This window comes from Clostridium thermarum (genome assembly GCF_006351925.1).
Classification (GTDB): domain Bacteria; phylum Bacillota; class Clostridia; order Clostridiales; family Clostridiaceae; genus Clostridium_AU; species Clostridium_AU thermarum.
In genome coordinates this window covers 857,619-876,583 of record NZ_CP040924.1, presented here as the reverse complement: position 1 = coordinate 876,583, position 18,965 = coordinate 857,619, and the positions used below count along the sequence as shown (strand labels likewise).

19 protein-coding genes and 1 pseudogene are annotated in these 18,965 nt (G+C 34.5%); 6 read left to right on the top strand and 14 right to left on the bottom strand.

Going from position 1 to position 18,965, the window contains the following annotated elements; all coding sequences use genetic code 11:
* Positions 1-32: 32 nt before the first annotated feature.
* Positions 33-947, bottom strand: coding sequence for a patatin-like phospholipase family protein (locus FHY60_RS03745; RefSeq protein WP_139903595.1), 915 nt, complete (start codon positions 945-947; stop codon positions 33-35).
* Between the two features lie 132 nt (positions 948-1,079).
* Positions 1,080-2,219 carry a DUF5667 domain-containing protein gene (locus tag FHY60_RS03740; protein WP_139903593.1) on the bottom strand — a complete coding sequence of 380 codons (1,140 nt, stop codon included), beginning with the start codon at positions 2,217-2,219 and terminating at the stop codon, positions 1,080-1,082.
* A 145-nt stretch (positions 2,220-2,364) separates the two neighbouring features.
* On the opposite strand from FHY60_RS03740, the gene FHY60_RS03735 reads away from it, so the two are divergent.
* The 3 genes from FHY60_RS03735 (at position 2,365) to FHY60_RS03725 (ending at position 5,073) form a co-directional block, all read left to right on the top strand.
* Positions 2,365-3,039: a sigma factor gene (locus tag FHY60_RS03735; RefSeq protein ID WP_139903592.1), complete on the top strand. Its 675-nt coding sequence runs from the start codon at positions 2,365-2,367 to the stop codon at positions 3,037-3,039.
* Position 3,040: 1 nt separating this feature from the next.
* Complete coding sequence (locus FHY60_RS03730) at positions 3,041-3,946, top strand: anti-sigma-I factor RsgI family protein (protein ID WP_139903590.1); 906 nt, start codon at positions 3,041-3,043, stop codon at positions 3,944-3,946.
* Positions 3,947-4,047: 101 nt separating this feature from the next.
* Positions 4,048-5,073, top strand: a complete 1,026-nt coding sequence (locus FHY60_RS03725; protein ID WP_139903588.1) for an anti-sigma-I factor RsgI family protein — start codon at positions 4,048-4,050, stop codon at positions 5,071-5,073.
* A gap of 148 nt (positions 5,074-5,221) precedes the next feature.
* Here FHY60_RS03725 and FHY60_RS03720 read toward each other — a convergent pair whose 3' ends face one another.
* The gene (locus FHY60_RS03720; protein ID WP_139903586.1) at positions 5,222-5,449 is read right to left on the bottom strand and encodes a glutaredoxin family protein; all 228 of its coding nucleotides are present in this window, start codon (positions 5,447-5,449) and stop codon (positions 5,222-5,224) included.
* Positions 5,450-5,679: 230 nt separating this feature from the next.
* Here FHY60_RS03720 and rluF point away from each other — a divergent pair, with 230 nt between their 5' ends.
* Positions 5,680-6,471 (top strand): 23S rRNA pseudouridine(2604) synthase RluF, encoded by a 792-nt coding sequence (gene rluF / locus FHY60_RS03715; protein WP_243122216.1) that lies wholly within the window; start codon positions 5,680-5,682, stop codon positions 6,469-6,471.
* Here the strand turns inward: rluF and FHY60_RS03710 are convergent.
* From FHY60_RS03710 to FHY60_RS03705, 3 genes are all read right to left on the bottom strand, one after another.
* Positions 6,468-6,908 (bottom strand): hypothetical protein, encoded by a 441-nt coding sequence (locus tag FHY60_RS03710; RefSeq protein WP_139903583.1) that lies wholly within the window; start codon positions 6,906-6,908, stop codon positions 6,468-6,470. The genes rluF and FHY60_RS03710 overlap by 4 nt on opposite strands.
* Positions 6,909-7,012: 104 nt before the next feature.
* On the bottom strand, positions 7,013-7,177 hold the full coding sequence (locus tag FHY60_RS17785) for a hypothetical protein (RefSeq protein ID WP_163215726.1): 165 nt from the start codon (positions 7,175-7,177) through the stop codon (positions 7,013-7,015).
* Positions 7,178-7,554: 377 nt separating this feature from the next.
* Complete coding sequence (locus tag FHY60_RS03705; protein WP_243122215.1) at positions 7,555-8,202, bottom strand: class D sortase; 648 nt, start codon at positions 8,200-8,202, stop codon at positions 7,555-7,557.
* 505 nt (positions 8,203-8,707) lie between these two features.
* Here FHY60_RS03705 and ispF point away from each other — a divergent pair.
* Positions 8,708-9,184, top strand: coding sequence for a 2-C-methyl-D-erythritol 2,4-cyclodiphosphate synthase (ispF, locus tag FHY60_RS03700; RefSeq protein ID WP_139903581.1), 477 nt, complete (start codon positions 8,708-8,710; stop codon positions 9,182-9,184).
* A gap of 163 nt (positions 9,185-9,347) precedes the next feature.
* On the opposite strand, the gene asnA is transcribed toward ispF, so the two are convergent.
* The 7 genes and pseudogenes from asnA to FHY60_RS03665 all read right to left on the bottom strand — a co-directional run bounded on the left by asnA (position 9,348) and on the right by FHY60_RS03665 (position 16,613).
* A complete protein-coding gene (asnA, locus tag FHY60_RS03695) occupies positions 9,348-10,364 on the bottom strand; it encodes an aspartate--ammonia ligase (protein ID WP_139903579.1) in 1,017 nt (338 codons plus the stop codon).
* Between the two features lie 154 nt (positions 10,365-10,518).
* Entirely contained in the window at positions 10,519-11,052 is a 534-nt protein-coding gene (locus tag FHY60_RS03690) for an MreC domain-containing protein (RefSeq protein WP_139903577.1), read from the bottom strand.
* Positions 11,053-11,310: 258 nt separating this feature from the next.
* Positions 11,311-11,541: pseudogene (locus FHY60_RS03685) on the bottom strand (DNA-3-methyladenine glycosylase); the annotation flags it as partial.
* Positions 11,542-11,552: 11 nt separating this feature from the next.
* Complete coding sequence (locus FHY60_RS03680) at positions 11,553-12,311, bottom strand: polysaccharide deacetylase family protein (protein WP_139903573.1); 759 nt, start codon at positions 12,309-12,311, stop codon at positions 11,553-11,555.
* Positions 12,312-12,347: 36 nt separating this feature from the next.
* Positions 12,348-14,729: an ATP-dependent DNA helicase gene (locus tag FHY60_RS03675; protein WP_139903572.1), complete on the bottom strand. Its 2,382-nt coding sequence runs from the start codon at positions 14,727-14,729 to the stop codon at positions 12,348-12,350.
* Between the two features lie 268 nt (positions 14,730-14,997).
* Complete coding sequence (locus FHY60_RS03670) at positions 14,998-15,591, bottom strand: DUF1836 domain-containing protein (RefSeq protein ID WP_139903570.1); 594 nt, start codon at positions 15,589-15,591, stop codon at positions 14,998-15,000.
* A 242-nt stretch (positions 15,592-15,833) separates the two neighbouring features.
* A complete protein-coding gene (locus tag FHY60_RS03665; protein ID WP_163215724.1) occupies positions 15,834-16,613 on the bottom strand; it encodes a YesL family protein in 780 nt (259 codons plus the stop codon).
* A gap of 687 nt (positions 16,614-17,300) precedes the next feature.
* Between FHY60_RS03665 and FHY60_RS03660 the strand changes: the two genes are divergently transcribed.
* Positions 17,301-17,546 (top strand): AbrB/MazE/SpoVT family DNA-binding domain-containing protein, encoded by a 246-nt coding sequence (locus tag FHY60_RS03660; RefSeq protein WP_139903566.1) that lies wholly within the window; start codon positions 17,301-17,303, stop codon positions 17,544-17,546.
* 194 nt (positions 17,547-17,740) lie between these two features.
* Here the strand turns inward: FHY60_RS03660 and FHY60_RS03655 are convergent, their stop codons facing one another.
* Entirely contained in the window at positions 17,741-18,886 is a 1,146-nt protein-coding gene (locus tag FHY60_RS03655) for a C40 family peptidase (protein WP_139903564.1), read from the bottom strand.
* Positions 18,887-18,965 lie beyond the last annotated feature (79 nt).

Sequence of the window (18,965 nt, the reverse complement as noted above, 5' to 3'; positions counted from 1 at the left end):
ATCCCATATGGCTGAAATCAAATGCAGTCACATTATCTCCTATACCTCTTTATATAGTCTTCAAAATCCCACTGTTGTAAGAATTTCTTTGCTGTAATATAACCAGATTCGTACAGCTTCCTTGTTTGTTCTTTAGAAATATCAAATTGCAAGGTCCCTATTCCAAGGGTTGGTATATTCATTGTTCTTACCTGATCCTTATCCTTCAAATAAATTTCCTCATTTTTATCTAACATAGCCCCCATCACATCTAAGGCATAGGAAATGATGTCTTTTTTGCCCATGGCGTGTCTACTTTTTGAATTCTCCCACAGCCTGAAGCCAAAAGTTGGCCACCGTGGCTTGCCCTGAACGTCAAAAATCCAAACAGGAAAATTGCTTACCAGTCCACCGTCAACCATGAGGTTGACCTGATTATTCTTTATTATTTTTGCCGGTGTAAAGAAGAAGGGTATAGCAATGCTCATGCTGACAGCCTTTGCAATGCTGAATTCCAAAGGGTCTATTCCAAATAACGCCAAATCATCCGGCAAAATAAGCATCCTCCTGTTGGTTACATCTGTTGCAATTATTTTTAGCTTACTCTCTCCCTTCTCAATTATATCCTTAAACTTTTCTTTTCCTTTTGCCTTGAGAAGCTTCCCAATCCAGGTTTCTATATTATTGGTGGAATAGATTCCCTTGTACATTAACAGCTTGGCTATCATTGTAATCAAAAACATATCCCCATTACAACCCTTAAGCAATTTTACATAGTTGACCTTCATTAGTATTTCTGATAATTCCTTCCCAGTATAACCTGCAGCTAACAAGGCTGCAGCAATTGCTCCTGCTGATGTGCCTGCCAGGTGGTTCCACTGGTAACCGGCTTCTTCCAGGGCAGTTACTGCCCCTGCCAGTGCTATTCCTTTTACCCCTCCGCCTTCAAAAACAGCATCTGCCTTCATATGCATTCCCCCTAAAAAGAATCATGTCGGTCCTTCGTCGGCTATAATATATATTATGCTTATGTACCTGTAAGGAATCCATTTGGAAAAGAAAAAGCACTGAAACCATCAGTGCCTTTCATTTATTTCTTATTATTTTTTATTTTTCTCTTGATTTTTGAGTACTTTAGATTTTGCTTGATTATTTGGCTTTATGTTTTTATTTATTTCTTTATTAGTATTTACTTCCTTTGCTTTATTAGTATTTACTTCCTTTGCTTTTTTATCATTTTCCTTATCTACATTGTTAATAGTTTCTGTTTTTACTGGTTCAGCCTGATTAACGGATTCTGCTGCAGGTTCTTGATCAGCTTTAGTTTCTTTAGCATCTGATACGTCCTTAACTACGTTAGTTTTTTCTACTTCAGTAATTTTGCTATCAGCTATAACTTTATCCTCAACCTTTTCTTCCCCTATCAGCTTAATCAGAGCTTTTCTTGCTTCATTTGTTTCCTTAATGGTTGTCTGTTTTTCCTGAAAAGCAGTTTTATACTCTGTCCTTTCTGTGTTATAGGTTTCCTCCGCAGCCCTTAATATCTCTTCTGCCTTTTTTATCTTTTCCTCATCCCCTGATTTTTCTGCCTTATTTAAGGCTACTCTTGAAGCATTATATGCTTGCCTTGCTCCATTGAGTTCATGTCTTGCATCAACCATTGCTCGTAAAGCTTCTTTTCTGACAGCTTGAAGAGCCTTTATTTCTCCTATTATATCTAGCGATTCTTCAGGTAGTTGTTGCTCGACTTCCTCTAATTGTTTCTCAGTTTCCTCTTGAACCTCTTCAATTACCTGATGAACCTCATCTATCTCTGTTTGAGTATCATTATTTACTTCACTGCCTTCTTCGGCAATTTCTTCAATGTTTTTATCTATATTTTCCTCTTCTGTATTTTCACCAATTTCTTCTTGAAGTTTGTCCTGTGCATCGCTTAGGGTTTCATGGTATTCTACTAGTGCTTCTTCGGATAATTCCACCTCTTTTTGTTCTGCCATGACTAGTGATTCTGCTAATCTTTCCTTAGCAAATTGTAGCAGCTTTTTTATCTTTCCACTATCAGAAAAAGTAAAAGTAATACTTACCTTTTCAAAAAATCTGTCAATCCTATAAGTAAACTCATTAGGAGTAACACCGGCTGTCTCTGTGTAATTGTTCACCTCGTCAGCATGTACTCTCACTCCTAAGTTTGATAAGATAAAGAAAGCAGATGTGAATATTGCAAAGGTTACTTTTTTCATTTTCTATTCCTCCTTTTTCTCTTTTACCTATATATACGGAGTAGGAATAAAATTTAGGGAGGTCATTATTCCAGAATTTTTATTTGACCAAGCCCCTCTCAAATTGTTAATATAATACGTATTAACTGATAAGAGGTGACTCTTCGTGAATACTAAATATATTAATCTGACTAACAGAGATGCATTTATTGAATCAAATAGAGACTTTATATATAAAACTACCTATAATGTATGCAAGAGAAGTATCAGCTGGCAGAATGATGATGAGCTCAGTATCGCACTTATTGCCTTTAATAAAGCTTGTGATACATACGAGGACTCAAAAGGTGATTTCTTTGCTTATTGCAGAGTTATTATCAGAAATGCTTTAATTGATTACTTTAGAAAAAATGGTCAGAATCCCTTGCTATCTTTTGACGATGCTGAATCCATCGGCGATTATATAGATAGCAAGTTGTCCATGGATCAGTTTACCTTAGAGGTGGAAAATTCCCGCAGGGCAGAAGAGATAGCCCTATTTTCTAAAGAATTATCAAAGTATGGTTTAGATTTCAATGTTCTAGCTGATTGCTCTCCCAGTCATACTGATACCAGGAATTCTTTACTAAACCTTGCCGCAGCCTGCAGCAGCAATGAAAGTATTCTTCAAACTATCAAAACTAAAAAACTTCTCCCCATCAAAGAAATTTGTCTTTTTACCGGCGCCAAAAAAAAGACTCTGGAGAAATGGAGAAGATATCTGCTAGCATTAATACTTATTCTGTCTAGTGACGAATATCCCTACATCAAATCTTATTTAAATATAAAAGCAGGTGAATAGTATGAAAAAGTCAGGAATTGTTACACAAATTAAAAATAGATATGTCTGCCTTCTAGCCCCTTCAGGTGAGTTTGTAAAGGTAAAATACAAAGGTACTTCTCCTTCCATTGGTGAAATCTACACCGGTGAGCTATATGCTGCACCAAGGCTGAAAATGCCACTAATAGCCGCTTCTATGGCATTTATCCTCTTCTCCGGAGGACTCTATAGTTACTATATGCCGGCTTATGCCGTAACCGTTGAAATTAATCCTTCCGTAAAGCTGCATGTAAATATGTGGGACCGAATTGTAAAGGCAGAACCTATAAATGAAGATGGAAAAAAACTCCTAAACTCAGTAAAGGTCACAAATATGAACATAGATGGCGGCCTGGAAGCCCTTGTTACTGAAGCTAAAGAAGATAAATTTATCGATGAAGCTTCTACAAGCGACAATATTGTAAAAATTACTATAGAAGGTAGGACGGTTTCCGATTCATCACTGGAGCATTTCAAAGAAGCCCTGAAGGAAGAAAAGATTAACTTTCAAATTATAGCTAATGATAAAACCTCTCAGTCTACGGAGGCTCAACAGCAGCCTGAAAAAGATCAAAATATAAATAGCAGCAAGTCTTCATCAGACAATAGTAGCAAAAATAAGTCCAAAGTTGAAGAGGACAAAATTAAAGATAGGGATAAATTAAAGGATAAGGAAGACAAGGATAAAAATAAGGACAATAATAATATAGATGATAAAATAAAAGATACCAAAGAAAATAAAGTCAACACTGGTAATGAGAAAAAGAATGAGGATGAGAAGAAAAAGGAAGACAACCCAAATATATCCAATAATAAAAAATCTTTTAACAAAAATTATAAGTCCAACTCCAAGATAATCAATACTAAAAATAAATCTAATAAGGAATAATAAGTGTAAAGAAATCCTATGGCTTTTATAGTATAGGGTTTCTTTAATTTCGTTCTAATGATAAAATAGTATTAGCTTATCTTCTTATGGGGGGTAGTAGTGTGGACATAAAGTATATCATGCAGAAGAGCAGGTATAAGTTTGTACATGATAATAAAGCTGTGCTCTATGATGTTACAAAATTATCATTGTACAAGAAAGAACTTTCATTGTTTATTAAAGAACTGTATATATATAATGTATCATTAAAAAATCTGGCCAAGGAAACCCCACGGCCAGTAATAAAAGATGAATTACTGAACCTTGCAATAATTTGCAGTGAAAATGAACGTTTTGCTAATTGGATAAAAGTGCACAGATTGCTCCCTTATAAAAATCTCAGTTCAATAAGCGGGAAGCCTCAGAAGTTTTTTGAAAGATGGTCAAATTACTTAATGGCCTATTTTATAATTATTCATAATAACTATAGCCATATCTATTCTTTTATGAATATCAAAGCTATTGAACCCTTTACAAGAGAAAAAAAAATCACCGATACTAATCCTGAAGAGAAAGATACCTCTAGTGATACTTTGGCAGGCTTAGTATTAAAGGTTAAAGCTAATGGGTGTTACATATTGACCTCATGTGGTACTTTTGCCTTCATTAAAAATAATGGTGATACTTCAATGGGGGAGTTATGTTCAGGACAAATAACAAAAGAGCGAGACTATTTCAAAGTCACCGCAAGGATTTTTATTGCTGTACTGACTTTGACCCTGATTACTTCCTTCTATCTTTATAATCTCAAAGGTAGAACCGTTGTAATTCAAGGAAAGCTATCTATGACCATTGAGACAAATAAATGGGATAAAGTGATTACTTCAACCGCTCTTAATCCAACTAGTTATGACCTAAATAAAGGCATTAAAACCTTTAACAGATCTCTTGACTCAGTACTTTCCTCTTTATTAGAAGCTGCCGTTTCACAGAACTATATAGATGAAAAAAGCACCACTGTTATCTACATATCCGGTGGTACTGCTGATTATCCTAATATTGAAAAGACTAAGCAATACATAGAGGACAATAAGTTATCTGTTACTATTAATTTCAATGGGATAAATCTGTCTTCAGAAGAAGAATAAAAACGGACTGCTGCACTAAGCTAGAACATTGCGTCACAATGCAATGTTATAGTTTATAATTGACAATGGGCAATTGTCCATTGTCAATTAAACTTGTTCCGTCATTTCCTTATGTTTTGCAATATCCCATTTAGTTCCCCATTGTGTCTTATAGTCCAAGTAGATTATCTATGGCCTTAATATCAAAGCCTTTAACAATATCCTCATCTATTTTTATTACAGGTACACTCATAAATCCTAATGCCATCAATTCTTTTCTATATTCAGGCTTTGTAACATTCCTCTCTTCGTAAGAAACGCCCTTCTGCTTTAGATAGTCCTTTACAGCAACGCAATACGGACAAGAGTTTGATGTGTATACTATTACTTCCTGCATTATATTTCCTCCTTAATAAAGTTGTTTAAAACTCATACAAATACCCCTACAAGGTATAAATTAATTATATTCTTTCTTATAGTATAATTCAATATGTAGATTATCAAACTTCCAGATTTATTTCTATAACGAATTAAGTATTACAATCCCACTATGTTTATTGTATAATTTTATAGAAAAGACCATAAAATCTATTCATATGAAAGTTAAAAGTAAATTGTCTTCATGAGGTGAAAATATTGAATAAATCAAAAGATATAATTGTTCATGCTGAAAAGGGTGAATTTATTCGTTTAAATAAGTTCTTGGGGGAAAGTGGATTTTGCTCCAGGAGAGAAGCTGATGCCCTGATTGAGCAGGGGCGGGTTACGGTAAACAGCCAGAAGGCTGTTCAGGGAATGAAAGTAAGTTCCAAGGACCAAATAAGGGTTGATGGCAAATTAATAACAGTCAAAAGAAAGATGGTCTACATAGCCTTTAATAAGCCTGTTGGTATTACTTGTACCACAGAACATAGGGTTGAAGGTAATATTGTAGATTTTATTAAGCATCCTGTACGTATATTCCCTATCGGACGTTTAGATAAGGACTCAGAAGGCCTTATCTTTCTTACGAATGACGGCGACATAGTAAATAAAATACTAAGAGCAGGCAACAATCATGAAAAAGAATACGTAGTAACGGTAGATAAACCTATCACTCCGGAATTTATCAAGGGTATGGCCTCTGGTGTAAGAATTCTTGGAACGGTTACTAAAAAGTGTTGGGTGAAACAAGAAGGTAAATATGTATTCAGAATTATTTTGACTCAAGGCTTAAATAGACAAATACGAAGAATGTGCGAGGTATTTGGCTACAGGGTTACTAAGTTGAAGCGGGTCAGAATTATGAATGTAAAATTAGAGAACCTTCCTATTGGTAAGTGGCGTAATTTGACAGAGGAAGAACTTAAAGAAATAAACAGACTTATATCAGGTTCAATCAAGACCAAAGAAGGTTCAACTCTCTCTGATTTTGACTAGCCGGTATCAACCCTCACTTTCGGTTCATATTCCAGACTTTCCAGCAAGAACTCTTTATCTCCCTTAAAGTTGAAACAACTCAGTTTATCATCTTCCTCGAATATGAGCAAAAATGGTTTCTCATTTTCAGGGAACATAATAATCACTTGGTCTATGTTCATTTTTTTGCCGGTAACCTCTGCCCTAACCGCTGGTGCCAGAGGTACCTTTACCGCAAATCCACTGTCAGGTATTGGATTAAACTTAGGATACAATCCACTTATTCCATAAATATAATTTTCCGTGAGTTTTTGAACCTCGTAATCTACAGGTATTATTTTTTCTACTGTTTCATTATTTATATCAAAAATTTCAATAACTCCAAAACTGGCTGCTGTGGCTACTTTGCCATTGAACGCCCACAATATCAGTAAGCTTATCCAGACTTTTTTTATCAATTCCGATCACCTCCTTATTAAATTTCCCAATTGTCCTTAAATAAATCCGCAAATTATAAAACAAATTGAAATAATGATAAAGGGAAGCCTCCATTGACTTCCCTTTATGAAACTTCCTTAAGCTGAATCCTTACCTCTTTAGCGTTATTCACATTACTTTTATAACTTTTTCTATAGTTGTACTCTCCGTAAAAGCAAATTGCAACTGTTCCTAAAAATAACACCACTGAAACTATAACAAGTATTAAATTGGTATACCTTTTTTTCATCAGATGGTTCTCCTTTGTAAGTTATTTACTCATTCTGATGAAATTATGTACAGTTGTATTGAACTTTATTCATACCCATTGTGGAATACTTGTGAATTTAAAGCAGGTAATTATTGTAATTAATCTTTCATATTACTTTTTATACCACTTTTATATTTCATATGTTTAACAAAACTATAAAAAATGTAAATGATACACATTATCCACAGGTATGCTGTGTAAAACTTGTTAGTTTCTTGTTAATCATTTGTCAATACCATTAATTTCCTTTAATGAATTCATTTAATTTATTCAGAAATTTTCTTATCACTTACATGTTATCTACATTTTCCACAGTGTTGTTGATAACTTGTGTATAATTTTGTTTAAAGCCCCGTCTATTGCATCAATCTCCCTTTGATTATCAATCTATGGGTTGCTACTCTAATGGGAGTGCAGGTTACCAGGGTTATGGTCGCCTCCTTGGTTGGCTCTAATACGGCTACTTCTGTTGGCTCAACTACCGTCTTTTCATATACCTCGTATTCAAAGGTACCTTTTTCCGTCTTAGCTATAATCTTGTCCCCTTTTTCTAATTCATCCAGCCTATTAAAATACTCACTGTAAGTATAACTTCTATGACCAGCTACACAGAAATTTCCATTTTCTCCAGGCATGGCTGTATTTTCAAAGTGACCCACCGCATATTTTAGATCTTTAGGCTCAGTGCCTTGGACTACGGCCACCGTTAATTCAATTCTCGGAATTTCTAATATGGCAATAGCCTTATTATTTTCCCCTGCTGATTTTACTTCCTCCGGATTATTCTCTAGGTTATTATCAACAGCTACAGCATCTCTTTCATCTCCGGAAGAAGCAGCGCCATTATCCTCCATAGTATCTTGTCCAATTTTATAGAGCACTCTTTCATATTCTGCAAGCAGCTCTTTTTGTTTTCTTTCTCCCATATAGCTTATATAAAATGCCATACCAATGATGATACATCCGATTAATATCAATAGTATGCCAAAGGTCCTTCGTCTCATAATGATCCCTCCATCCATTGGTACTTATTAAAGTCCATATATGTATATTAATTATATATTTATTTTATATCTGCTGTATACGTAATTTTTCATATAATACACTTAACAATATACGGTTTTTATGCTATTATATAAGTATAGACAGAATATTCTGTAATTTGGTGAAATACATAAGCTGACTACTAATATCAAAGGAGTGTCTTATATGAATAATAAGGTAATATATGTAGACTTCAATAGCAGAACACAGAAAAGTAGTCCTAAAACACAAAATGTCGGTATGGTTAGATCATTTTATAATAAATTAAAAAACATGTTCACCTTCTCCTCTAATAGTAAACCGGAAAATGGTGTTTATAATTTTAAGAAAACAATGTAAACGTTAACCCTCTAAATATTTAGTTCCTCTAGGCCCTGTTTCAATATGGGCCTAATTTTTTTCACGTAAATTACCACATTGTATGTTATAATAAAACAAAATCACATTATAGGAGGCAATGATAAAATGAGAATCGGTATGGGCTATGATGTACATCGGTTAGTGGAAGATAGAAAACTAATAATAGGCGGTGTTGATATTCCATATGAAAAAGGACTTTTAGGGCACTCTGACGCCGATGTACTTCTACATGCTGTTATGGATAGTCTGCTGGGAGCTGCTGCCTTGGGGGATATAGGAAAGCACTTTCCAGATACGGATGTAAAATATAAAGGCGCTTCCAGCCTTTTATTGCTTAAAGATGTTGGGGAGTTACTTAAGGACAAAGGTTACTCTGTAGTAAATATAGATGCCACAATTATTGCCCAAAAGCCAAAGATGGCCCCACACATCCCCAGTATGCGTCAAAACATAGCTGAAACACTAGGGCTGGATATTGACAGGATCAGCATAAAGGCCACTACAGAGGAAGGCCTGGGCTTTACCGGCTCCGGTGAAGGCATTTCTGCGCAAAGCATATGCTTGATAGAAAAAACTGCGTAAAACGCATTTTTTTCTATAATTACTAATTAGTATTGAGCAATTAGTAATTATGGTGAATTTTTCATCGTTTCACTACGAAAAATCTTATTTAAAAGGTAAGGAATTCAGCTCCGCTGAATTCCTTACATAACTATTTATTACTCATTGCTCATTACTCATTAACTTAAAGTAGTATTATGTTATTCTTCCTATAGAAGTCCACCATTTCATCAGGCCATACTGAGGACTGAACTTCACCGATGTGGGCTTTTCTCAGGAAGTACATGCATATTCTGGACTGTCCTATTCCTCCGCCCATAGTATATGGAAGTTCTCCATTTAATAGACGTCTGTGGAATTCCAACTCTTTTCTATCTTGGCAGCCACTAACTTCAAGTTGATAATTAAGGGCTTCTTCATCAACTCTGATCCCCATAGATGACAACTCTAAAGCTATTCCCAATACAGGGTACCAGAATAGTATGTCTCCATTAAGCTTCCAATCGTCATAATCCGGTGAACGACCGTCATGCTTTTCTCCTGACTTTAGCTTATCACCTATTTGCATAACAAAAACTGCGCCCTTTTCCTTGCTGATTATATTTTCTCTTTCCTTTGGAGTCATTTTAGGATACATATCCTCTAGCTCTTGAGAAGTAATAAAATATATGTCCTCCGGTAAGATCTTTTCAATTTCAGGATATAGTGAGTTTACATAGCTTTCTGTTTGTTTGAAAACACTGTATATCTTTCTTACGGTAGACTTTAAGGTCTCCAAATTTCTATCTTCTTTGTTAATTACCTTTTCCCAATCCCACTGATCTACATATATGGAATGAATATTATCCAGCACTTCGTCCCTTCTAATGGCATTCATGTCAGTGTATAGGCCTTCTCCCGGTTCAAAACCATATCTATATAAGGCCATTCTCTTCCACTTTGCCAAAGATTGAACTATTTCAAAGTCTCCCTCAGCGTCCAATGCATCGAAGCTAACAGGTCTCTCTACTCCATTCAGATTATCATTTATACCGGTACTTCTCTTAACAAATAATGGTGCGGATACTCTCAGTAAATTTAATTCTTTAGCTAATTCTCTTTCAAAAAAATCCTTAACTTGCTTTATACCCCTTTCTGTCTCCTTTAGACCAAAGATATTTTTGTAGTCTTCTGGAATCGTATATGTCTTTTTTAGCTGCAATTCTAGTCCCCCTATCACACTTATTAATTATAAATATTATTATATATCTAACTATCAACAAAATCACTAATATTTTATTATAATTATAATATTTTTTCAAATTTAATTACTATCTATCAACATTTATTAACAAATGTAACCACTTTGGTAATCATTAACGCTTTAAAGCGGTTAGATTATTGACAGCTCCCTTTATCTTATCAAGCAAGTCTTGAACATTATCAATAGTGCCATTTTTAGCGGAAGATAATTTCACAGTAGAATCTGAAATAGAAATTATTGTATCCAGATAACCGGTGTAAGCACTGTGAAACCCATCCAGTTTACTGCTATGTTCCAACTGCTTTAACTCTTCTCTGTAACTATGCAGATTTTTGTTTTCCTGCTTTAGTGTATCTACAGCCTCTTCATTCAGCTTATTTGTTTCCAATACTTCTTTAATATTTCCAACAGAAGTGCTAATCTTGCCAGTTAACCCGGCGATACTTTTGCCATACTTAAAATTAGTGACATAAGCATTAAATTCATCTATAGGTGATACCCCATATACAAATATATCTACTAGTCCAATTCCTACAATAACCAATAAGATAAATATTGCCAGCTTTACGGCTTTTTTAAATAAGGATATTACTAAAAGTATCACCGCTAATAAAATCAAGCCAATTATTATGTAGCTTTTGTCCATACCTTTTCCCCCTTTGATAATTCTTAACCTTTCATTAAAAGATTTAATTGTCATCTCCTTCATATATTATATATGAAGTGTCCTATAAAGAAAAGTATGCAATAACTGTCAGGTTGATTACATACTTTAACTGTTTTATCAATTATTTTTTACAAGGTCACCATACCCTCAACAAGAGATTAAAGTTTTGATACATATGGATTGCCTTTTATATAAAATCTCCAAGGATAAAATCGTGCTTCTTCTGCATAATCGATTAAAATATACGTATATATGACCAGCTTCTCCATACATAACATCATTTCTGGCAGTTCTTCGCCCGCCAAAGGAGTGGGCTGCCTTATCCTTTTCCCCCATATAAGCTTCTACCTCAACTATCTTACCTATAAGAAGACAATCTCCAAGTCTTCTGACAAGATATTTTCCAAGCAGTTCTTGAGCCACTACCAAGGTGTCTCTGCTGTAAAAATCTCTATCTAATTTTTTCATCGTTCATCATCCTAATCAACTCGTCTTTTTTTGATTTTATAGTAATATTCTTTTGTATCCTTTTCTATAGGCTTAAAAGTATAGCCGGCGGATTTGTAATATTGGATAATGTAAGGCAGTGCCTTCAAGGTGTTTTTATTGTTGGAGTTACAATGTGCCAATAAAAAAACATTATTTTTGTCACCCTTTATCTTTTTTGCATTATTAATTAACTTCTCAACAGAAGCTGCTCCATTTACTCCATCACCTAAATCTGCATTCCAATCATATATTCTGTAGCCACTGTCATGGAGTTTATCCAGTAGTTCATAGGAAAGAATTTTGTCACTGCCTCCCGGAAACCTTATGGCCTGTGCCTTATAGTTTAAGAGTTTCTCAACCAGTTCCCCCGTTTGATCCATCTCTTCTATAAAGGCTTCATCATTTTTGTAGATCTTTGAAAATTTATGGCTGTAGGTGTGCAAGCCTATACTGTGCCCTTTCTCATAGATTTTTCTAAGTTCACTTTCTCTTCCAATCACTTCTTTACCTACTATAAAAAAGGTGGCCTTTACTTCATGCTCTGCAAGCACATCAAGGATTTTATCTGTAATTCCCGGTATCGGACCATCGTCAAAGGTTAAATACACTACTTTTTCTTCCTTATTTGCAGAATCTGGCTTTTGGGTAACATCATCCTCTTTTGCAAATACTCCTATATTAAATAATTGAACTGTCAAAAACACTGACACTATTCTGGCAAATACTGCTTTAAAACCCTTAGCTTTCATCTTGACCTCCCAAGTTACTGCAAAGCTTTATATTAATCATTCAACCTCCCAAAACTCTTTCAGCATCAACGCAAAATTTTCAGTATTTCTTACTATTCTGGCGTGTTTCCAATGTTCAGGAAAAAGCGGCCTGTATTGGTAAGATGTAAATCGGTCATCTATCAACAGGACGACCCCTCTGTCCTCTGCTGATCTGATTACCCTCCCGGCTGCTTGGAGTACCTTGTTCATGCCAGGATAGGTATAAGCATAATCATAGCCCATATCATTGACTTCATCAAAATAGTCCTTGATAATATTTCTTTCTAAGCAGAGCTGCGGAAGCCCTACACCTACTATAGCGGTACCTATCAGTCTGTCGCCCTTTAAATCTATGCCTTCTGAAAAAATACCTCCTAAAACTACGAAGGCGACTAAGCTTTCCTGGGGATTGTCTGAAAAGGCCTTAAGGAATTCATCTCGTTCATTCTCATCCATCTCACCTTGTTGCATTATAACCTTTATGTCACTATATTTTTGAACAAAACGGTTGAAGGTATCTGTCATATATTTGTATGAAGGAAAGAAAATCATATAATTCCCCAGCTTGGCTTTTATCATCCTAAATACGTATTCAACTATAATATCAAAGGTGTTCTCACGATGTCTATACCTGGTGGAAACTGTATCGGCGATCAGCAGGCACTGATTTTCCTGTGGAAAGGGCGAAGGAAGTTTTATTACATAGTCATTTTCCTTCCCTCCAAGTATGTCCTTGAAATATGACATAGGAGTCAGTGTTGCAGAAAATAACACTGCTGCCCTTCCTTTGTCCAGATGCTCATTTATGAGTTTTCCCGGATGCATACAGAAGAGCTTTATTGTGACATCATTACCACTATCCTCTACGTAGGTAAGATAGTTATCATCATATAGTTCCCAAACCCTTATAAAGGCCAACACATCAAAGTACAGTTGAAGCAGGTCTTCGTGGCCTTCCTTTCCTTCATTGGCTGCTAGCCAGTCTTCTGACACCTTAACAAGTTTTCTTAAAAGCGGATACATATCCTCAGGCAGGTCCTTTTGAACCAAAAACCCTTCTCTATCCAAGGACTTTTTTAAAGAAAGCATATAAGTATTAAGTTTCCCTAAAGTCCTTGAAATACTCCCTTCAACTTCCTTCATTATTTTTTTCAATTTTAGAAAGGGGGACTTGGAAAGTTTGGCAGAATACATCTCTCTGGCTCTATCCACTAAATTATGAGCTTCATCAATCAAAAAAGCATAATCCCCTTTAGTCTCAAAAAATCTTTTTAAACTCACTCTTGGATCAAAGACATAATTATAGTCGCAAATAACGCAGTCACACCACAAGGTTAAATCCAAAGAAAATTCGAAGGGACAAATTTTGTGCTTAAGGGCGTAACTTTCTATCTTTTCTCTGGTCAATTCATCTTCAGCTGTAATTATATCTTCGATAGCATCGTTGACCCTGTCAAAGTGTCCTTTTGCATAGATGCACTGTTCCGGATTGCAGACTGATCCCTTACTGAAGCATATTTTCTCCTTTGCTGTCAAGGTCACAGTCTTAAGCGCCAATTGCCCATCCCTCATCTTCTTCACAGCTTCCTCTGCCACCTGCCTGGTTATGGTCTTTGCAGTTAAATAAAATATTTTGGATACATGGCCTTCTGCCATTGACTTTACCGCAGGGAAGATTGTGGAAACAGTTTTCCCTATTCCCGTTGGTGCCTGTACAAATATTCTTTTTCCCTCAGCTATGGTCTTATACACAGAAACAGCTAACTCCCGCTGACCTTTCCTGTAGCTTTCAAATGGAAATTTAAGCCCCTTAATTGACTTATTCCTTAGCAAAATCCAGTCTTCTGACATTCTGGCCCACTTATAGTATTTATCTATCAGACTCAAGAAAAAATCTTCTAATTCTTCCCGGCTATAGGTCTTGACAAATACCTTTATGTCTTCATTTTCCACATCACAGTAGGTCAATTGAACATCCATATCTGACTTTTCATTTTGTAAGGCATAGATATATGCATAACACTTAGCCTGGGCCCAATGAAGCGTATTATACTCTTCATCAATATGTTCTAATTTCTGTGTGGTAGTTTTTATCTCATCAATAACCACATTGCTGTTATCATCGTCTTTTCCGGGCAATATTATACCGTCAGCTCTTCCTTCTACACTAAAAGTTATTCCCTTTTGCTGAAACTTATAAACAAGAGCTGCCTCTGCAAGATATTCCCAACCTATTTCACTAAACTTTTTCTTATTCAATTTCTGAAGCTTTTGATGAAGCCTTGTTCCTTCAACTGCTCTGCCTGATGTCATAAACCTGGTATCCAAATTGCCGCCTCTTAAGATAAATTCCACCAGATTTCTGACGGATATTCTTATTTCGTTTGAATTTGTCATTTTAAATCAACCTTTTTAGTTATTATTTTGCTTCATCTGAATCTTATAAGTTCTCAATAATTTAAGATAATAATAGTATACCTCTCTTTTATAATCGAAACAAAATAAAATTAAACACGGAAAAAACGGAGGACACTAAGAACACTGAATTTTAATGATGCTAAAATCATCTGCACTAAAGGATTTTTCGGAAGTTCCTTTGAGGTAATTACGGATGATGATAGTTGCTAATAAAGCACAAGAAATCGGGGATTCACTCCCCGATTTCTTACTCTGCTTTATATTCTGCTACTATTTTTTGAACCAATTTCTTGATAGCACTTGCTTGAGCTATCAGGATCATAACTACAAGGAAGACCAATATCCGTTCTTCTTCGTCCTCTGTCAAATTATTTTCTTTTATGAATTCATGTAACTTGGTTTCATTAAAGTAATCTGCATTCAAAAATTCATCGAAACTGTGGTCCTGGATTTCTGAAAATATTTTGTATGCATCTTCCCACGAAATTATATCATCGGTCCTATCATTGATTTCGTTAAAAGCAAGTCGAAAGACCTTTTTAATTTCTTCAGTAGTTAGTACAGGTCTCATGTAACTTAATAAAACCATTTGAGCCAGATGTAATTTTGTGTAACCTCTCTTTTTTCCATCCTCAGGTTTTGATATCACTTCACTTTTTATATAATTTTGTACAATATTGCTAGTATACTTTTCTTCTGAAAACTTATCGTTCAAATAATCGATAACTTGTGATAAAAAAAAGTCATATTTAGGCAAGTCTTCATATGGAACCAAATTATTTTCTGACACGGACTTGGCAAGTTGTCTAATATAGTCCATATTGAATTTTGGTCTTTCCATAAAACTCATCTCCCTTTATTATTAAAACTTATTAAGCCTTTACATCATATTGATTAATAATTAGTATTCTTTAATTATATTATAAGGTATATTTAAACTTATTACAAGTTAAATCATATATCAAAATACAAAAACATGTATATCAGTTTATAGTTTTCGATTATTGTCTTAAATCTAGTACATTTTTTTCAAAAGAAAGTGAAAAAAGCATGTTCAAACATGCTTTTTAAAAACTCACTATATTATAAATTATTCTCTATTTCTTTTGCCTCAATGTCTTCATCAATATCATCGTTCATTGAGTTGCTGTCTTCATCTTCCTTTTCTTGTCCAGAAGCACTGGTTATTCTATCTTCTATTTCCTTCATTATGTCCTTCTCATAGTACATGATTATATATGATGCAACGCTTGCAAAGAAGAAAAATGAAACAGAAGGAAATTTTTTAATAAGGAAGATCACAACAACAATGGCAGCTATATTCATAACGGTTATCTTAAATTTCTTTACAGCATAATAAAATGATAATTTTATTACATCAGAAGTCTTTAAGTAAAAACGTGAAACTATAGGAAATACATATAGGGATAATATTATCATTATTATTATTAAACCATTAAATATGGCTATTGGAATAACACCATTCTCCTTTGTTGAAAAAAACTGAATATCAACCAGCATTATTGCTATCATCAGTGTTCCGAGAAACCATATAAGAAATGATTGTTTAAAATTTTGCTTATAGGCTCTAAAGAAATCTTTTGTAACAGTGTTAAGATCTTTTTCCCTAACTAATTTTCCCATAACCGAAAAAAGCGCTGTGAGTGATGGACCTACCGGCAAAGCAGCTATAAAAAAGAGTACAAAATAACTGGCATTAACTTCCGCCGGATCAATGGGTGTTAATAAAAATAATAGTAATAACAAGTTTGTCAAAATAAAATAAATATTTGTAATCGAAAACCAATATATGTAGTTAGTTATCGTATACAAGGGACTTTCAAAAAAATTTCTTTTAGCCATAATCATCCTCCATTCCTGTAATTACCTCATAACATATTTTAGACTATTTTTTTTCTTTAAGCAACTTAAATTATACAACATCACTAATGTATAACCACAACAAAAAATGGCAATAATTAAGTATAGAAATATAGAAGATATAATGAAAATAAATAATAAAAATATTACATTTTTTTACACTCACCTTTTTTCTTGTATATAAAATGAAGATACCTGGCTAAATTACAGCCATTATTTTCTATTAATGATGTCATTTTACACCTTTTTTTATTTATTTTATTATAACAAGAAGTTAATTTCATACAGTTACTTGAAATTATTATTAATAAAACTTTGAATCAATACTTATTCGACAAAATATTCTGTATGTAATCCATATAATTACTATTTTATATTGTAAATTTTTATGACAATATTACATTTTTGTGGTAAATATTATCTATTTGACAATGAGAAACTTTAAACCCTAGTATTTTCAACGTTTTTTAACAATATGCAATAAAAGGAACTATTCATAATAAATATTGACATTTCAATTATATGGTAGTATATTACCTTATGTAATATTTGTTGAAGAAATTTGTAATTTGTTGAAAAGCTTAATAAAAAACAATTGACTTTTAATGACATATTTGCTATAATTTAATTGCAAATGTGTCGAAAGATGTATATAGGGAGGAACATAAAATGAAATCAACAGGTGTAGTAAGAAGAGTAGATGAATTAGGAAGAATAGTTATTCCAATAGAGCTAAGAAGAACTTTGGATATAGCAGAAAAGGATGCCTTAGAAATATATGTAGATGGCGAGCAGATAATTCTAAAGAAATACGAGCCAGCATGTATCTTCTGTGGCGATGCCAGAGATGTTGTAAACTACAAAGGAAAGAACATCTGCAAACATTGCTTAAACGAATTAAAAGCTGATAAGTAATAAAAAAACTGCGTTGAAACGCAGTTTTTTTATTACTGAGTAATTAGTGATGAGTAGTTAGTAATTTTAGCAGAAATTCAGCTCCGCTGAATTTCATCCATAATTACTCATTACTCATCACTCATTACTAATTGAAAAAGTGCTTCGCACTTTCCTTCCATTGTTATTCAAATGCGGATCTATCAACGAGCCATTTATTTAACCCTTCGTGCTCCCATATAGTCCTTTCTGTTTAACGGTGATATTTTAACCACATCACCGGTTTGTGGGGCATGGATATAACAGTCATCACCAATGTATATTCCTACATGATGAGGGGTTCCGTAGCCAAAGAACACTAGGTCACCAGGTTGCAGGTTGTCTCTGGATATTGGGGTTCCCACATTTATTTGTGTATAGGTTGTCCTAGGTAAATATACACCAAAGTGAGCAAATACATATCTTACGTATCCGGAACAATCGAAACCTTCCTGTGGAGTATTACCTCCCCATTTGTATTTTATACCTCTAAAGGTTAACGCATACTGAACTACCTCATCGGTAGAATAATTGACTTCACCTCTTGAGGGTTTTTTACTATTAGAGATGGCAGTTGAGATTTCTCTTTCCTTTTGTTTGATTTTAGCGTCCAGATCATTTATTAAATTAAAATAGTAGTCAACTTTTTGGTCAAACTCGTCCATTTGTTTTTCATATTGCGCCAGCAGCAGTTTCTGATCTGCCTTTGACTCATCTAAAGCTGCCTTCTTTGCTTCATTTTCAGCTTTCAGAGTTTCTATTCTGGTCTTTTCTTCTTCCAACTGTCTCTTCTTGTCATCAAGGTCTTGTCTCTTTTGTTCCATTTCCTCAATAACTTTTTTATCAAAGCTGGCCATTTTATTTATTGCTTCTACTCTGTTTACTAAATCTGTAAATCCCTTTGCCTTTAGAATTATACCCACATATCCATTGGTACCATTCTTATACATAGCTCTCATTCTGGCATCTAAAAGCTCCTGCTGCTGTTTCAAGGCCTCTTCTGCCTCTGCAACTGCTTTTTCTGTTTCGACTATGTTAGCCTCTGTTACCGCAAGGTCATTCTTATTTTGCTCAATATCCATAAGAAGTCCTTCAATCTTTGAGTCCAGCTGCTGTAAAGCTATTTCTATATCTTCTGCCTCATTTTTCGTTGCATTATAAGAGTCAACATAGGCTTTTCTTTGTCTTTTTGCATCATCCCGCTGTTCTACCAGCTCCTGCTTTTGCTGCTGTAATTCCGTTATGGTATCCGCAAGCACGGTAACATTCATAGTAAACACTAATCCTAAAGATATTATAGCACTGAATAATTTTTTACTCAAAACAACTCCCACTCCTAAGCTCAATGGCAGCCGGAGCGGTTCCACCCCCTCATGTTATGTATCAAAACTTCATATTTAG

Coding starts and splice junctions, on each gene's coding strand:
- FHY60_RS03660 (WP_139903566.1), top strand. CDS start 17,301: ATGAAATCAACAGGTGTAGTAAGAAGAGTAGATGAATTAGGAAGAATA.
- FHY60_RS03675 (WP_139903572.1), bottom strand. CDS start 14,729: ATGACAAATTCAAACGAAATAAGAATATCCGTCAGAAATCTGGTGGAA.
- FHY60_RS17785 (WP_163215726.1), bottom strand. CDS start 7,177: ATGAAAAAAAGGTATACCAATTTAATACTTGTTATAGTTTCAGTGGTG.
- FHY60_RS03745 (WP_139903595.1), bottom strand. CDS start 947: ATGAAGGCAGATGCTGTTTTTGAAGGCGGAGGGGTAAAAGGAATAGCA.
- FHY60_RS03730 (WP_139903590.1), top strand. CDS start 3,041: ATGAAAAAGTCAGGAATTGTTACACAAATTAAAAATAGATATGTCTGC.
- FHY60_RS03740 (WP_139903593.1), bottom strand. CDS start 2,219: ATGAAAAAAGTAACCTTTGCAATATTCACATCTGCTTTCTTTATCTTA.
- FHY60_RS03680 (WP_139903573.1), bottom strand. CDS start 12,311: ATGAAAGCTAAGGGTTTTAAAGCAGTATTTGCCAGAATAGTGTCAGTG.
- FHY60_RS03690 (WP_139903577.1), bottom strand. CDS start 11,052: ATGGACAAAAGCTACATAATAATTGGCTTGATTTTATTAGCGGTGATA.
- FHY60_RS03670 (WP_139903570.1), bottom strand. CDS start 15,591: ATGGAAAGACCAAAATTCAATATGGACTATATTAGACAACTTGCCAAG.
- FHY60_RS03720 (WP_139903586.1), bottom strand. CDS start 5,449: ATGCAGGAAGTAATAGTATACACATCAAACTCTTGTCCGTATTGCGTT.
- ispF (WP_139903581.1), top strand. CDS start 8,708: ATGAGAATCGGTATGGGCTATGATGTACATCGGTTAGTGGAAGATAGA.
- FHY60_RS03705 (WP_243122215.1), bottom strand. CDS start 8,202: ATGAGACGAAGGACCTTTGGCATACTATTGATATTAATCGGATGTATC.
- FHY60_RS03665 (WP_163215724.1), bottom strand. CDS start 16,613: ATGGCTAAAAGAAATTTTTTTGAAAGTCCCTTGTATACGATAACTAAC.